The following is a 14715-nucleotide window of genomic DNA, read 5'->3' on the forward strand; positions in this document are numbered from 1 at the left end:
TGAATCGTAGACTGTCTCTCGTTGAATCGCGACAGAAAAGATTTTGGGAGCAAGTGATGCGCAAAGTTACCGCTGCCGTCATGGCCTCAACGCTGGCATTCAGTTCATTAAGCCATGCTGCTGAAGTCGATACAGGCGATAACTGGCACCCGAGTGAACCTTCGGCGCCGCGCACTGTACAAAGCCATATGTTTGACGGCATAAGTTTAACCGAACATCAACGTCAACAGATGCGAGATCTGATGCAACAGGCCCGGCACGAACAGCCTCCTGTTAATGTTAGCGAAATGGAGACGATGCATCGTCTTGTCACTGCAGAAAAATTTGATGAAAACGCTGTACGCGCTCAGGCAGAAAAGATGGCGCAGGCACAGGTTGCCAGACAGGTCGAAATGGCTAAGGTCCGCAACCAGATGTATCACCTGTTAACGCCCGAGCAGCAAGCGGTTTTAAATGAGAAGCATCAACAACGTATGGAGCAGTTGCGCGACGTGACGCAATGGCACAAAAGTTCATCGTTGAGGTTATTGAGTAGTAGCAACTCACGTTCCCAGTAACAAACCCTGTTTTCCTTGCCATAGACACCATCCCTGTCTTCCCCCACATGATGTGGGGGTTTTTTTTGTCCATAAAACGGACCTTACCAGGAAAAGCGCCGACAGGCGGACAGAAAAATTAATTGTAAACGGTCCTCAGCGGAGTAAAGCTACAGGCGTCCGCCGATTTATCACAATCATAAAAACGTTCGCTTTTTGATGCCGATTCTGGATACCAGTTTGTATTCCCATCAATTGAAACAATTAAATTGCTGAGTATGTCCTCTTCTCCTTTACGGCTGTACGTTAAGTCAATTTCCTGACCATTGGCCAGTTCATAGGTGCAGTTCACTAATACCCCTTCGGTAACGCCTGTTTTTGCAAAATAAAGCGCAGTGACAAAGCGCTTAATATCCTGCTGGCGGTGCGCCTGTGAATTCCAGCTTCCTTCCCATCCGGAAAGCGTCACGGGAGAAGTATAAATATGGTTCTCATAGCTGATGGATTCCGGCGCCGGGCAGCTCATGCTTTCCGTTGAAGCCGACGCACAGCCTGAAAGAAGGGCGAGTGTCATCGCAACATATATACCATGTTTCATTATTTAGTCCTTTATATTGATTTAAATTATTTATTGCAGTAAACCGCTTCTGCGTAAATGAATATAAACATTAAAAAATGGCGGCGCAATAAAGTTTATAAATAAATGACGGCGCAGGCATAGATTTTTAAATTATGAGGGTAATCTATTTTAATTTATATTAAATGATATATGTGATGATGGGATAAATTATTTATAATGATATACGTTACGTCTCCTGTGAAAAGTAAATGCATATCATCCACTCTCGCCTTAACAGCATTTATTTAACATTTTTTCTTATCCGGCATGATTTTCTGCCCGCTGTCGCTATGAGTTATACTACGGCCAGATAATAGCAGGAGCGTTTATGAATCAAACTTATGGACGGCTGGTCAGCCGGGCGGCTATCGCTGCGACGGTGATGGCGTCGCTGTTACTTTTGATCAAAATTTTTGCGTGGTGGTACACCGGTTCGGTAAGCATTCTGGCTGCGCTGGTCGACTCGCTGGTGGATATTGCCGCCTCGCTGACCAATCTGCTGGTGGTGCGCTACTCGCTGCAACCGGCGGATGATGAGCATACTTTTGGTCACGGGAAGGCGGAGTCACTGGCGGCGCTGGCGCAAAGCATGTTTATTTCCGGCTCGGCGCTGTTTCTGTTTTTAACCGGCATCCAGCATTTAATCACCCCTACGCCGATGAACGATCCCGGCGTGGGCGTAGTGGTAACGATTATCGCCCTGATATCGACGATTGTGCTGGTCACGTTTCAGCGCTGGGTGGTAAAACGGACACAAAGCCAGGCGGTGCGGGCGGATATGCTTCATTATCAGTCTGATGTTATGATGAACGGCGCTATTCTGGTTGCGCTCGGGCTTGCCTGGTACGGCTGGCATCGGGCGGATGCGCTGTTTGCGCTGGGCATCGGCGTCTATATTTTGTATAGCGCGTTGCGCATGGGCTATGATGCAGTGCAGTCGTTGCTGGATCGCGCCTTACCCGATGCAGAACGTCAGGAAATCATTGAAATCGTGACCTCATGGCCGGGCGTTAGCGGCGCTCACGATCTCAGAACGCGGCAGTCAGGGCCGACCCGCTTTATACAGATTCATTTGGAAATGGAAGATAATCTGCCGCTCGTTCAGGCGCATCTGGTGGCTGAACAGGTGGAGCAGGCGATCCTGCGGCGTTTCCCGGGTTCGGATGTGATTATCCATCAGGATCCGTGTTCCGTTGTCCCTAAGGAAGACAAACGGTTTGAGCTTTCGTAAGCGTGAGTAAAAAAGTGAGCCAGACCCGCATTTTGTGTATAAATTACCGCCATTTGGCCTGACCTGAATCAATTCAGCAGGGAGCGATTGTTATACTATCTGCATATTCGTTGGATCGTTTCGATGTGCAGAATCGACTTCCGGCAACAGATTTCATTTTGCATTCCACAGTTCAGAGGTAGTCATGATTAAAAAAATCGGTGTGTTGACAAGCGGCGGTGATGCGCCGGGCATGAACGCAGCAATCCGTGGCGTGGTGCGCGCAGCGCTGACGGAAGGACTGGAAGTCATGGGAATTTATGATGGCTACCTGGGTCTGTATGAAGACCGTATGGTGCAGCTTGACCGTTACAGCGTGTCCGACATGATCAACCGTGGCGGCACGTTCCTGGGGTCAGCCCGCTTCCCGGAATTCCGTGATGAAAACATCCGCGCCGTGGCTATCGAAAACCTGAAAAAACGCGGCATTGACGCTCTGGTGGTTATCGGCGGCGACGGTTCCTATATGGGGGCGAAGCGCCTGACCGAAATGGGTTTCCCGTGCATCGGCCTGCCGGGCACCATCGATAACGACATCAAAGGGACCGACTATACCATCGGTTACTTCACCGCGTTGGGCACCGTTGTGGAAGCAATCGACCGTCTGCGCGACACCTCTTCTTCACACCAGCGTATTTCTATCGTTGAAGTGATGGGTCGTTACTGCGGCGATCTGACCCTTGCGGCTGCCATCGCCGGCGGCTGTGAGTTCGTGGTGGTGCCGGAAGTGGAATTCAGCCGTGACGATCTGGTTGCTGAGATCAAAGCCGGTATCGCGAAGGGTAAAAAACACGCCATCGTCGCCATTACCGAGCACATGTGCGACGTTGATGAGCTGGCGCATTACATCGAGAAAGAAACCGCCCGTGAAACCCGTGCGACCGTACTGGGCCACATTCAGCGCGGTGGTTCCCCGGTGCCTTACGACCGTATTCTCGCTTCCCGTATGGGCGCTTACGCGATTGAACTGCTGCTTGAAGGCTTTGGCGGTCGCTGCGTCGGTATTCAGAACGAAAAACTGGTTCACCATGACATTATCGACGCGATTGAAAACATGAAGCGTCCGTTCAAAGGTGACTGGCTGGACTGCGCGAAGAAACTGTACTAATTCTTCGCTGCGCCTGATGGCGCTACGCTTATCCGGCCTACAAATCTTTGCGATCTATAGGCCGGATAAGGCGTCAGCCGCTATCCGGCATAAGCTCTTCATATATTCCCCCAAGTTATAGCCAATCTTTTTTTATTCTTTAATGTTTGATTTCCTTTCTGGCACGCTTTGCTCATCACAACACAACAAAAGAGAGTTGGGCGATGAACAAATGGGGCGTAGGGTTAACATTGTTGCTGGCATCATCCAGCGTTCTGGCAAAGGATATTCAGTTACTTAACGTCTCTTACGATCCGACGCGCGAGCTGTACGAGCAGTACAACAAAGCGTTTAGCGCGCACTGGAAACAAGAGACGGGCGATAACGTGGTGATTCGTCAGTCGCATGGCGGCTCCGGCAAACAGGCCACTTCCGTTATCAACGGTATTGAAGCGGATGTGGTTACGCTGGCGCTGGCTTACGACGTCGACGCCATTGCCGAACGTGGCCGCATTGATAAAAACTGGATTAAACGCCTGCCGGACAACTCCGCGCCGTATACGTCCACCATTGTCTTCTTGGTACGCAAAGGTAACCCTAAGCAAATTCACGACTGGAACGATCTGATCAAACCGGGCATTTCGGTGATTACGCCGAACCCGAAAAGCTCCGGCGGCGCGCGCTGGAACTATCTGGCGGCGTGGGGCTACGCGCTGCACCATAACAACAACGATCAAGCGAAAGCGCAGGATTTCGTTAAGGCGTTATACAAAAACGTCGAAGTGCTGGACTCCGGCGCGCGCGGTTCGACCAACACCTTCGTCGAACGTGGGATTGGCGACGTGCTGATCGCATGGGAGAACGAAGCGCTGCTGGCGACGAACGAACTGGGCAAAGATAAGTTCGATATCGTCACCCCGAGCGAATCCATTCTCGCAGAGCCAACCGTCTCTGTCGTCGATAAAGTCGTGGACAAGAAAGGGACGAAAGCGGTTGCCGAAGCCTATCTGAAGTATCTCTACTCGCCGGAAGGCCAGGAGATCGCGGCAAAAAATTACTACCGCCCGCGCGATGCCGACGTGGCGAAGAAATATGAGAACGCGTTTCCGAAGCTGAAGCTGTTCACCATTGACGATGTGTTTGGCGGCTGGACGAAAGCGCAGAAAGAACATTTCTCTAACGGCGGCACGTTCGACCAGATCAGTAAACGTTAATCAACGTATTTATCACTGGCCCGGGGCAATTGCCGCCGGGCTTTTTTAATTGTCATCATTTTGCGTTACTCTTGCGGGTCGTGTAGAGACAGGGAACGCATCATGAAAAAAATCGCTTTTGGGCTGCTGGCATTGCTGGTGATTACTGTTGCTGCGGGGACGGGGTACTGGAAATTTATGCGTAACCCTGACGCATTAAGGAACATCGTTTTCGGGCAGTGCTTACCCAACCAGTTGCAGCATAACGATCCCGCGCCGTGTGCTGAGGTAAAGCCCGCTGCTGGCTACGTGGTGTTTAAAGACCGCAACGGCCCGCTGCAATATCTGTTGATGCCAACTTATCGCATTAATGGCACTGAAAGCCCTTTGCTGCTCGAGCAGCCCACTCCCAACTTCTTCTGGCTGGCCTGGCAGGCTCGCGATTTTATGAGCCAGAAGTACGGCAAGGATATTCCGGACAGCGCCGTTTCTCTGGCGATCAATTCTCGTAGCGGACGGACGCAGGACCATTTCCACATCCATATTTCCTGCCTTCGCCCTGATGTGCGGGCGCAGCTGGACGCCAGCCTGGCGAAAGTCAGCTCCCGCTGGTTACCGCTACCGGGCGGGTTACGCGGGCATGAGTACCTGGCGCGCCGCGTCACGGAGAGCGAACTGATGCAGCGCAGCCCGTTTATGATGCTGGCGGAGGAGGTGCCGGAGGCGCGCCAGCATATGGGGAGCTACGCGCTGGCGATGGCCCGTCAGAGCGATAATTCTTTTGTGCTGCTGGCGACCCGGCGCAATCTGTTGACCTTAAATCGCGCGTCGGCGGAAGAAATTCAGGATCATAGCTGCGCGCTGTTAAATTAGGATAAAACGAAAGAATTGATGCTCGTTATTTGGCCGTCCGGCATGATAACGTTATTCGTTCTGCGCAGGTAAAGCGCCGCAAAATAAAGATCATCAGAACGGAGTTTCTATGTTTATTCACAAGGACGTCGTCCCGGGACTGAAAGCCCTGGCTTTTCTGCTGGGATTTATCGCTATTCCGCTTAATGCGAAAACCTATGACTGGCCGCTGCCAGAGAACGGAACGCTGACGGTCAATATTGCCCGCGGCGCGCTGTTAATCGTCACGCGGGATGATGGTAAGCCGCAGGTTTCCCTGGATATGCAAAAGGTAAATATCGCACGTGAGGCGTCGCTTACCACCCGCAAGATTACCGGCGATATTTCTTCAGACGAACCGCAATGGTCGCCTGATGGTCAAAACGCAACGCTTACGTTGCCAGCGCCTGCCGATATTGACCTGCAAAAGGTAAAGGGCGTCACGGCGGCGCTCAGCCTTCCCGCCACGGGTCAGTACGAGATTAACGGCACGCTGACTGACATCTACCTTAAAGGCACGAAAAATAATATTCGCGTAAACGTGGTTGATGGTAAGGTCAACGCGCAAAATGCCCTCAGCGGTTCTGTTTCGCTTGATGTCATGAAGGGCGAAATTTTGACTGAAGCCATGAAAGTCCCCGTGTCAGTGAAGTTACGAAGCGGTAATCTCACCGATAAAAACTCAGAAGGGCCGCTGACGTTAGACCTGGTCAAAGGTGACTTAACGCTTAACTCGCTATCTGAAACGATTCACATCCGACAGACCACCGGCACGCAAAATATCCATGCGCTGGCCTGCGAAACCTTCAGTAATAACCTGCAAACCGGCAACGGAAAAATCCATTTTGGAACCGTGCTGGCCAAAGGCGATATTTTCTCGGCAGATGGCGAAATCATAACGGTCATTCCAGCCAGCTGGCAGGGGAAAATTATTGCCGAGGGCATCACCGGTAATAACATCATTAACCAACTCTCCGCACAAAAGCCGGTTGCGATTAAAGCGCCGCTCTCTGATGAGTATCTGGAAATAGCACACGGAAAAGTGCCTGATAAATCGATAATGACCTTAAAAACGGTTGGCGGCGTGTTTACGCTCCAGCCTGAGGGGCAGGGAAGCAAATAAAATGAAAATGCGTATACGTCACTGGATGTTATCGTCACTGCTCGCGGTGTCGACGGTCAACGCTGCGGATAAAGGCAGGCTGGTACATGGACCTTTTGCCACTCATGATGGACAAACTCTCTCGTTTTATCAGAAAAATGATATTGTGACAGCCTGGTTCGACTCTCCTGAAGAGACAGAGGAGCGGACAATTTCCGATTATGAGTTAATTGAAAACCGGCAGTACGAACTCGGGAATGTCTCTGTTGTTGCCGTCTTTTTTCAGGATCTGGACCTGGGCGGCCAGGATGAAGTTGTGGTTATGTATCGCGACAAGGCCGGGAAACCTCACCTCAGAGCATGGGGAGCCGATGCGGATCAAGCGCTGCCGCTCACGCGTTTTACGCCACAACTGGAAAAAGTGGCGGCGTCGCTGGACACCTTTACCGTCGCCAGCGCCCGCAAGGCGATCGGCCGTCTGCTGCCGCAGCAATATTTGATCAAAGCATTCCCGCAGGATTTACCCGATCCGCTTTTTACTGAAGTGCTCAACGCGCCGGATAATTATCGGCACGAGTTCCTGCGTTATTTTGATGAGCTGGGCGATGATGTAGAAAAACTGGACGATGCAAGCGGCTATTCCCTTATTTTTCCTGACAAGTTTATCGAACGAACAAGCGAGAAAGGGGAAAACATACGCTATACGTTAACCATGGATATTCTGCGTCAGGGCACATGCGGAAATGATGATGCTGGCTTTGCTATTACCGGACTTTATTACCAGAACGTAGCGGCGGCCAATGAGTACTGCCGGGAGGGGCCATTTACTTTTTTTGGACTGCAAGGATGCCAGTTAAATCCAGGCTTGACAGGGCAATATCATAACAACGAATTTGACGGCGAATGGACCCATTTCAACGCGGAAGAGGGGCGATTACTGGAAAAAGGGACGTACCGCAACGGACTGCGTGAAGGACTCTGGCAAGAATACAATTATGAGGGGTTGCGCAAGGAGGGGCGATACCATGAAGACGAGAAGGACGGCGTGTGGCAAACCTTCTCTGATACCGGGGAGATTATTGCGGTAGAAACCTGGCAAAACAGAACGTTGAACGGATTATGGCAGCGGAAGAGCCGACAATGGGGTCATGAATCCGCCTGGCAGCTTGAAGAAGAAGGCCACTATCTTAACGGTCATAAAGAAGGCAGGTGGCAAGAGAATATGACCACGCAGCCGCGTTATGCGCAATATCGTAACGGGCTACTGGATGGGGAACTGCGGGAGACGACCCTGGAAGGGCAAAACGTTATCAGCAAACAGTACCGGCAGGGGGTAGTGAATGGGGAAATCAGCGAATGGTTTGCTAACGGCAAATTAAAGCGATACGCCATTTATCAGTATGGTCAGCTGTTGAAGGAAGAGGTGTATCATAAAGACAGTGGTCAACGCTATGAACTTGGCCACTGGAAGATCGTATCACCGGCTGGCGGCGACTTATGTAAAAACCTGACAGACCAGGACGCGTGCGACCGACGGGCCGCGAAACAGGCGGCGTCCCTGAAAGACGGAGAATGGCGCACCTGGCATGAAGACGGCGTTCTTGCTACGTTAACTCACTGGCAGGACGGTGAAAAGGCTGGCGCGGAGTATAAGTTTAACCATAACGGGAAGCTGTTTTCTTATGCGCGTTGGGACGGGAAATATTATCCGGCGGAAGAAACCCATTACGATTACTCTTCCAGTGATGATTACGCGCGTAAACCGGTGCGAATGCGTCTGTCTGCCGATTCACATGTGCTAAAGCCAGGCCTGAAAGAACAAACCACCTTTCATTCCGGCTCGGGTAATTTAATGCGTCAGAACGATTGGTGTACGACCTCTTCAAATGGCATCGCGGTATGCGGAAAAGAGTACTGGTGGCACAAATCGGGTTTCCTTTCATCAATCGTTCTGCAACATAACAACCGGAAAATAGAAAGTACCAGTTGGGATGACCAGGGCGTAATTAGTGGGCAATTAATTAAGACTAAAGACAACCGTTTTAGCGAGCGTTCTTATTTCAATGGCGCCCTGTTCAGCAATACGTTTCGTCTTGCGAAAACCTATCATGACAACAATGAAGAGGTCGTTACGGCTGACCCGTACGGTACGCCGGTGACGCATTATTATGATCAACAAGGCAATGAAATATCCCCTGAAGAGCTTCGAAAACAACGAAAGCCAAAGAATTTTAAATATATCTCAGAGTAAACGCTAACTGTAACCCCGGCGAATCTGGCGTTTACTCGACCTGCCTGTCCCCGTATTCTTGTTGAAAAAAACAACAGGAGACAGGCATGTCGCTCTGGCTTTCGCATCCGCTGTTTATTCCTTCGTTAGTGGTGGGCATCACCATTCTGCTCTGGGCGACCTCGCTGTTGCCGGAGTTTATCACCGCGCTACTGTTCTTTACCGTGGCGATGATGGCGAAGATCGCCCCGCCGGAGGTTATCTTTGGCGGCTTTGCCTCATCGGCGTTCTGGCTGGTGTTCAGCGGTTTTGTGCTCGGCGTGGCGATCCGCAAGACGGGGCTGGCGGACCGGGCGGCAAGGGCGCTTTCGGCGCGGCTGACCGACTCCTGGCCGCTGATGGTCTCCAGCGTGGTGCTTCTGAGCTACGCGCTGGCCTTCGTCATGCCTTCTAATATGGGGCGTATCGCGCTGTTGATGCCGATTGTTGCGGCGATGGCGAAGCGTGCCGGGATTATGGAGGGTACCCGCGCGTGGTACGGCCTGGCGCTGGCCGTCGGCTTCGGCACTTTTCAGCTTTCAGCGACGATCCTCCCCGCCAACGTGCCGAATCTGGTGATGAGCGGGGCGGCGGAAGGCTCTTACGGCATCCATCTTAACTATTTACCCTATCTGCTACTGCATACGCCGGTGCTGGGCTGGCTGAAAGGCGCGCTGCTGATCGTGCTGGTGTGCTGGTTGTTTCCCGGCAAGCCCCACGCGCCGCGTGATTTAACGCCGCCGGAGCCGATGAGCCGCGCCGAAAAGCGGCTGGCGTGGATGCTGGCGGTGGTGCTGACGATGTGGGTGAGCGAGAGCTGGCACGGGATTGGTCCGGCATGGAGCGGGCTGGCGGCGGCGGTCATCACCCTGCTGCCGCGTATCGGTTTTATCAGCGGAGACGAGTTTGCCTCGGGCGTGAATTTTCGAACCTGCCTGTACGTCGCGGGCATTCTTGGCCTGGCGATCGTCGTCACGCAGACCGGGATTGGCGATGCGGCCGGTGAGGCGTTGCTGCACGTCATGCCGCTCGATCCGCAGGCGCCGTTTACCAGCTTCCTCGCTCTGACCGGCATTACCACCGCGCTTAACTTCATTATGACCGCCAACGGCGTCCCGGCGCTGTACACCACCCTGGCGCAGAGCTTTTCTGAGGCGACGGGTTTTCCGCTCTTGTCGGTGATTATGATTCAGGTGCTGGGTTATTCCACGCCGCTGCTGCCGTATCAGGCGTCGCCGATTGTGGTGGCGATGGCGTTAGGGAAGGTGCCGGCGCGGGCGGGGATGCTACTGTGTCTGGCACTGGCGGTGGCAACCTGGCTGCTGCTGGTGCCGCTGGATTATTTGTGGTTTGGTTTACTGGGGCGTTTGTAAAAAAGCCCGGTAGCGCTGGCGCTTACCGGGCCTGAGATTTTATGAGGCGGTCATCCGCCACAAGCGATTAAGCCTGTTTGGCTGCTTCTGCCGCTTTCACAATTACCGCGAAGGCATCGGCTTTCAGCGAAGCGCCGCCAACCAGCGCGCCGTCGATGTCCGGCTGAGCGAACAGTTCAGCCGCGTTGGAGGCGTTTACGGAGCCGCCGTACTGGATGATAACCTGTTCAGCGATTTTCGCGTCCGCTTTGGCGATGTGGTCACGGATGAATTTGTGAACAGCCTGCGCCTGCGCTGGGGTCGCGGATTTACCGGTACCGATCGCCCAGACCGGTTCGTAAGCGATTACCGCGCCTTCAAAGGCGGCAGCGCCCTGCGTTTTCAGCACGGCGTCGATCTGACGGGCACACACTTCTTCGGTCTGGCCCGCTTCGTTTTCCGCTTCGGTTTCACCGATGCACAGAACCGGGGTCAGGCCCTGCTCTTTCAGCACGGCAAATTTTTTCGCGATCAGTTCGTCAGACTCTTTGTGATAAGTACGACGCTCAGAGTGGCCGATGATGATGTACTGCGCGCCGATATCTTTCAGCATTTCCGCAGAGGTTTCACCGGTGAAAGCGCCGGACAGGTTCAGGTCAACGTTCTGCGCGCCGAGGATAATGTGGCTACCGGCCGCAGCGTGCTTCGCCAGGTCGATGTACATTTCCGGCGGAGCGATAGCCACCGCGCAGCCAGCAACGCCCGCCAGCTCTTTACGCAGGTTCGATACCAGCTCGTTTACCATATGGCGGCTGCCGTTCAGTTTCCAGTTACCCATCACTAAAGGATGTCGCATTTCATTTCTCCACGCTTTGTCAGCGAATTAAGGAAGATGGCCACCCTGCTGGATGGCATGGTCTGTGAATCAGTATAGAGATTTTCACCTGAGAGGCTTTGCTTTTTATCACTAATTAAGCCCTTCAATATTCTCCGATAACGTCAGCTTAATCGGTTCAACAGCGAAGGTCAGCCCCTTTTCGCCGTTATCTGCCACGACATAGCGAATGGCGCCTTCGGTTTCGGCGTAGTAACGTTTGTTTTTCCCCGCCGCCAGCAGTTTTTGCAGCTTCTTCTGGCTCTGTTCTTTGGTGAGCAGCGGCGCGACGGTGCGGATCACGCCGGCCATATACTCCAGCGCTTTGGCTTTCGCCGCTTTCTGATCCGGTCCCTGAATCGGCAGCCAGGTGATCTGCATACTCTTTATTTTCAGCGTCCCGCGCTCAAGGGCGGTAGAGGCGTACAGATTCTCATTAATTTTGCTGGCCGCGCGGGTAAGCCTGGCTTTATCACGGCTGCTGTCGATAGCGCGGAATTCGTTTAACGGAAGCTTCGGATTCTGCTGGTTAAAATTTTCGCGAAACTGGCTGATAGAGAGATCGAACGTCGGCGCGCCGGCGAGCAGATACGGCGCAGTGGGCGCAATTAACGTCTCTGCCGACAGCGCTGGCGCGCAGGCAGTCATCGCAGAAAACAGTATTAAAAACAGTGAACATCCTGGCTTCATCAATCTTACCTTTCGTTATGGTTGCTCACGATTAAAACGATAACCGTCTGGCTTGTCAAAAGGGTAAACTAGCGGCGCTTTCTATTTTAAAGGAACTTACATGAGCCTACAGCAGTGGTTATTCTCATTTAAAGGGCGCATCGGTCGCCGTGATTTCTGGATTTGGATAGGGCTGTGGCTTGTCGGTATGGTGGTTCTGTTTTCGCTGGCGAGTAAAAACTTACTCGATATACAGACCGCCGCATTTTGCCTGGTTTGTCTGCTCTGGCCGACCGCCGCGGTGACGGTAAAGCGCCTGCACGATCGCGGGCGCTCCGGACTGTGGGCGCTGCTGATGATCGTGGCGTGGATGCTGCTGGCCGGCAACTGGGCGATCCTGCCTGGCGTCTGGCAGTGGGCGGCAGGACGCTTTGTGCCGACGCTGATCCTTATCATGATGATTATCGATCTGGGCGCGTTTGTCGGTACTCCGGGCGAGAATAAGTTCGGCAAAGATACCCAGGACGTGAAGTTTAAGGCGGATTGACCCGTATGCGCTGAACGCCCGGTGGCGCTGACGCTTACCGGGCCTACACGGGCTGTACGCCGGATAAGGCGCAGCCGCCATCCGGCAAAGAATAAACAAGCACCGCAAACAGGCGAAAATCGTAGGCCGGATAAGGCGCAGCCGCCATCCGGCAAAGAATAAACAAGCACCACAAACGGGCGAAAATCGTAGGCTGGATAAGGCGCAGCCGCCATCCGGCAAAGAATAAACAAGCACCACAAACGGGCGAAAACTGTAGGCCGGATAAGGCGCAGCCGCCATCCGGCAAAGAATTCACCAGCACCACAAACAGATGTAAATCGTAGGCCGGATAAGGCGTAGCCGCCATCCGGCACGTTGTCCGCCCGCCATCGAACTTCTGGCGCGATAAGGCGTTACCAGTAGTGCTCGGCGGTCATATGCCCCGGTCGACGGCGCAGATGTTTGCTCATCTGCCGGGTCTCTTTCAGCAACTGCTGGGTATCGCGCACCATCTGCGGGTTACCGCACAGCATCACGTGGCTGGTCTCTTTATCCATCGGCAGCCCTACCGCTTTTTCCAGCTCGCCGTTTTCAATCAGCGCCGGTACGCGACCGGTCAGCGAACCCGGCGCCGTCTCACGGCTGACCACCGTCTGAATCCGCAGCTTATCTTCATAACGGTTTTGCAGCGCCTGCATCAGCGGCAGATAGCTTAAATCGGCGGCGTAGCGCGCGGCATGGACCAGCACCACATTTTTGAAGCGATCTAAATCTTTACCCAACTGCAGAATCGACAGGTAAGGGCCGATGGCGGTGCCGGTTGCCAGCATCCACAGGGTGTCGCAGTCGGGAATTTCATCCAGCACAAAGAAACCAGCAGCTTCGCTTACCACCTGCACTTCATCGCCGGGCTTCAGCGCCGCCAGACGCGGACTCAGTTTGCCATCGGGAACGGTGACAAGGTAAAACTCCAGATCGGGATTGTCGGGAGCATTCACATAGGAGTAAGCGCGCTGAACGCGCTCGCCGTCAATCTCCAGCCCAAGCTTGGTAAACTGACCGGCGGTAAAAGGTTGAACGGGGGCGTGGACGGTCAGACTAAACAGGGCATCGGTCCAGTTCTGTACCTTCGTGACTTTGCCTGTTACCCAATCTGCCATGGTTTTCTCCTGTTCTGATCTCGTCCCTATATCTTCGTTCCCTGGCGGCAAGATTTCCAGCCCGGATGGGCCGGAAGGCTCGATTGATCAAATGCTTTGCCGGATAGATCCGGCCGACAGAACACATATCCGTTACAGGATATGCGCCTGCACGTCCGGGTCTTTACGATCGAGATAGTGGATCGACTGGATACGGCGGATGGTGCGGGATTTACCGCGAATCAACAGCGTCTCGGTGGTGGCGATATTGCCTTTACGGCTAATTCCTTCCAGCAGATCGCCTTTAGTGATGCCGGTCGCAGAGAAAATGACGTTGTCGCTGCGCGCCATCTCGTCCAGACGCAGCGCTTTGCCCGCTTCGATCCCCATCGCTTTACAGCGCGCCAGCTCCTGTTCGCCAATACGGCGATTCTCTTCGCTATCGCCCTTAACGTTATGACGCGCCAGCAGGCGGCCCTGCATATCGCCATCCAGCGCGCGGATCACCGCGGCGGAGACCACGCCCTCCGGCGCGCCGCCGATCCCGTACAGCACGTCAACTTCGCTGTCCGGCATACAGGTCAGAATCGACGCCGCCACGTCGCCGTCCGGAATGGCGAACACGCGTACGCCCAGCTTCTGCATTTCGGCAATCGCCTCGTCGTGACGCGGTTTCGCCAGAATGGTGACGGTCAGATCGCACAGCGGTTTGCCGAGCGCAGCAGCGACATTGCGCAGGTTATCCGCCAGCGACAGGTTGAGATCGATAGCGCCTTTCGCGCCCGGCCCGACAATCAGCTTCTCCATGTACATATCCGGCGCGTTGAGAAAGCAGCCTTTATCGCCGACTGCCAGCACCGCCAGCGCGTTGGCCTGGCCCATCGCCGTCATGCGCGTGCCTTCGATCGGGTCGACAGCGATATCCACCGCGTCGCCGCGTCCGGTGCCAACGTTTTCACCGATATAGAGCATCGGTGCTTCGTCGATCTCGCCTTCGCCAATCACGATGGTGCCGTCAATGTTGACCTGATTAAGCATAATGCGCATGGCGTTTACCGCCGCGCCGTCAGCGGCGTTCTTGTCACCGCGTCCCAACCATTTATAGCCAGCCAGCGCCGCCGCTTCGGTTACGCGGGAAAATTCGATGGCAAGTTCTCGTCTCATAGCAAACTCGTAGCAGAAAGG

Annotated in this window: 15 protein-coding genes; 9 read left to right on the forward strand and 6 right to left on the reverse strand. The window is 53.8% G+C overall.

All coding sequences use genetic code 11. The features are described from left to right. Window positions 1-56 precede the first annotated feature (56 nt). Window positions 57-557: a cell-envelope stress modulator CpxP gene (gene cpxP, locus K7R23_RS07325; protein ID WP_012907821.1), complete on the forward strand. Its 501-nt coding sequence runs from the start codon at window positions 57-59 to the stop codon at window positions 555-557. Between the two features lie 118 nt (window positions 558-675). On the opposite strand, the gene K7R23_RS07330 is transcribed toward cpxP, so the two are convergent. Beyond that, window positions 676-1134, reverse strand: coding sequence for a DUF3757 domain-containing protein (locus K7R23_RS07330; RefSeq protein WP_012907820.1), 459 nt, complete (start codon window positions 1132-1134; stop codon window positions 676-678). A gap of 349 nt (window positions 1135-1483) precedes the next feature. On the opposite strand from K7R23_RS07330, the gene fieF reads away from it, so the two are divergent. From fieF to K7R23_RS07365, 7 genes are all read left to right on the forward strand, one after another. After that, complete coding sequence (gene fieF / locus K7R23_RS07335) at window positions 1484-2386, forward strand: CDF family cation-efflux transporter FieF (protein WP_012907819.1); 903 nt, start codon at window positions 1484-1486, stop codon at window positions 2384-2386. Between the two features lie 184 nt (window positions 2387-2570). Then, complete coding sequence (gene pfkA, locus K7R23_RS07340; RefSeq protein WP_012907818.1) at window positions 2571-3533, forward strand: 6-phosphofructokinase; 963 nt, start codon at window positions 2571-2573, stop codon at window positions 3531-3533. 203 nt (window positions 3534-3736) lie between these two features. Then, complete coding sequence (gene sbp, locus K7R23_RS07345) at window positions 3737-4726, forward strand: sulfate/thiosulfate ABC transporter substrate-binding protein Sbp (RefSeq protein WP_012907817.1); 990 nt, start codon at window positions 3737-3739, stop codon at window positions 4724-4726. 102 nt (window positions 4727-4828) lie between these two features. Continuing rightward, a complete protein-coding gene (locus tag K7R23_RS07350; RefSeq protein WP_012907816.1) occupies window positions 4829-5578 on the forward strand; it encodes a CDP-diacylglycerol diphosphatase in 750 nt (249 codons plus the stop codon). Window positions 5579-5687: 109 nt separating this feature from the next. Next, window positions 5688-6719, forward strand: coding sequence for a DUF4097 family beta strand repeat-containing protein (locus K7R23_RS07355; protein ID WP_012907815.1), 1032 nt, complete (start codon window positions 5688-5690; stop codon window positions 6717-6719). Between the two features lies 1 nt (window position 6720). Beyond that, window positions 6721-8949 (forward strand): toxin-antitoxin system YwqK family antitoxin, encoded by a 2229-nt coding sequence (locus K7R23_RS07360; protein WP_012907814.1) that lies wholly within the window; start codon window positions 6721-6723, stop codon window positions 8947-8949. Window positions 8950-9035: 86 nt separating this feature from the next. Further along, on the forward strand, window positions 9036-10340 hold the full coding sequence (locus K7R23_RS07365) for an SLC13 family permease (protein WP_012907813.1): 1305 nt from the start codon (window positions 9036-9038) through the stop codon (window positions 10338-10340). A 67-nt stretch (window positions 10341-10407) separates the two neighbouring features. Here the strand turns inward: K7R23_RS07365 and tpiA are convergent, their stop codons facing one another. Together tpiA and K7R23_RS07375 are read right to left on the reverse strand one after the other, a co-directional pair. Continuing rightward, complete coding sequence (gene tpiA / locus K7R23_RS07370; protein WP_012907812.1) at window positions 10408-11175, reverse strand: triose-phosphate isomerase; 768 nt, start codon at window positions 11173-11175, stop codon at window positions 10408-10410. 111 nt (window positions 11176-11286) lie between these two features. Continuing rightward, on the reverse strand, window positions 11287-11883 hold the full coding sequence (locus K7R23_RS07375) for a YiiQ family protein (RefSeq protein ID WP_024132969.1): 597 nt from the start codon (window positions 11881-11883) through the stop codon (window positions 11287-11289). 100 nt (window positions 11884-11983) lie between these two features. On the opposite strand from K7R23_RS07375, the gene K7R23_RS07380 reads away from it, so the two are divergent. Further along, the gene (locus K7R23_RS07380) at window positions 11984-12409 is read left to right on the forward strand and encodes a DUF805 domain-containing protein (RefSeq protein WP_012907810.1); all 426 of its coding nucleotides are present in this window, start codon (window positions 11984-11986) and stop codon (window positions 12407-12409) included. 43 nt (window positions 12410-12452) lie between these two features. Here the strand turns inward: K7R23_RS07380 and K7R23_RS07385 are convergent, their stop codons facing one another. The 3 genes from K7R23_RS07385 to glpX form a co-directional block, all read right to left on the reverse strand. After that, window positions 12453-12716 carry a hypothetical protein gene (locus K7R23_RS07385; protein WP_232796113.1) on the reverse strand — a complete coding sequence of 88 codons (264 nt, stop codon included), beginning with the start codon at window positions 12714-12716 and terminating at the stop codon, window positions 12453-12455. 88 nt (window positions 12717-12804) lie between these two features. Next, window positions 12805-13551, reverse strand: coding sequence for a ferredoxin--NADP(+) reductase (fpr, locus tag K7R23_RS07390; protein WP_012907808.1), 747 nt, complete (start codon window positions 13549-13551; stop codon window positions 12805-12807). A gap of 132 nt (window positions 13552-13683) precedes the next feature. Next, the gene (glpX, locus tag K7R23_RS07395) at window positions 13684-14694 is read right to left on the reverse strand and encodes a class II fructose-bisphosphatase (protein ID WP_012907807.1); all 1011 of its coding nucleotides are present in this window, start codon (window positions 14692-14694) and stop codon (window positions 13684-13686) included. Between the last annotated feature and the right edge of the window lie 21 nt (window positions 14695-14715).

The organism is Citrobacter rodentium NBRC 105723 = DSM 16636, from assembly GCF_021278985.1.
In the GTDB taxonomy this organism is placed as follows: domain Bacteria; phylum Pseudomonadota; class Gammaproteobacteria; order Enterobacterales; family Enterobacteriaceae; genus Citrobacter_A; species Citrobacter_A rodentium.

Bases quoted from the DNA above. Each gene is read 5' to 3' on its own strand.
- K7R23_RS07355 (WP_012907815.1), top strand. From the start codon at position 5,688: ATGTTTATTCACAAGGACGTCGTCCCGGGACTGAAAGCCCTGGCTTTT.
- K7R23_RS07350 (WP_012907816.1), top strand. From the start codon at position 4,829: ATGAAAAAAATCGCTTTTGGGCTGCTGGCATTGCTGGTGATTACTGTT.
- glpX (WP_012907807.1), bottom strand. From the start codon at position 14,694: ATGAGACGAGAACTTGCCATCGAATTTTCCCGCGTAACCGAAGCGGCG.
- cpxP (WP_012907821.1), top strand. From the start codon at position 57: ATGCGCAAAGTTACCGCTGCCGTCATGGCCTCAACGCTGGCATTCAGT.
- fpr (WP_012907808.1), bottom strand. From the start codon at position 13,551: ATGGCAGATTGGGTAACAGGCAAAGTCACGAAGGTACAGAACTGGACC.
- fieF (WP_012907819.1), top strand. From the start codon at position 1,484: ATGAATCAAACTTATGGACGGCTGGTCAGCCGGGCGGCTATCGCTGCG.
- K7R23_RS07375 (WP_024132969.1), bottom strand. From the start codon at position 11,883: ATGAAGCCAGGATGTTCACTGTTTTTAATACTGTTTTCTGCGATGACT.
- K7R23_RS07365 (WP_012907813.1), top strand. From the start codon at position 9,036: ATGTCGCTCTGGCTTTCGCATCCGCTGTTTATTCCTTCGTTAGTGGTG.
- K7R23_RS07380 (WP_012907810.1), top strand. From the start codon at position 11,984: ATGAGCCTACAGCAGTGGTTATTCTCATTTAAAGGGCGCATCGGTCGC.
- K7R23_RS07360 (WP_012907814.1), top strand. From the start codon at position 6,721: ATGAAAATGCGTATACGTCACTGGATGTTATCGTCACTGCTCGCGGTG.
- pfkA (WP_012907818.1), top strand. From the start codon at position 2,571: ATGATTAAAAAAATCGGTGTGTTGACAAGCGGCGGTGATGCGCCGGGC.
- K7R23_RS07330 (WP_012907820.1), bottom strand. From the start codon at position 1,134: ATGAAACATGGTATATATGTTGCGATGACACTCGCCCTTCTTTCAGGC.
- tpiA (WP_012907812.1), bottom strand. From the start codon at position 11,175: ATGCGACATCCTTTAGTGATGGGTAACTGGAAACTGAACGGCAGCCGC.
- sbp (WP_012907817.1), top strand. From the start codon at position 3,737: ATGAACAAATGGGGCGTAGGGTTAACATTGTTGCTGGCATCATCCAGC.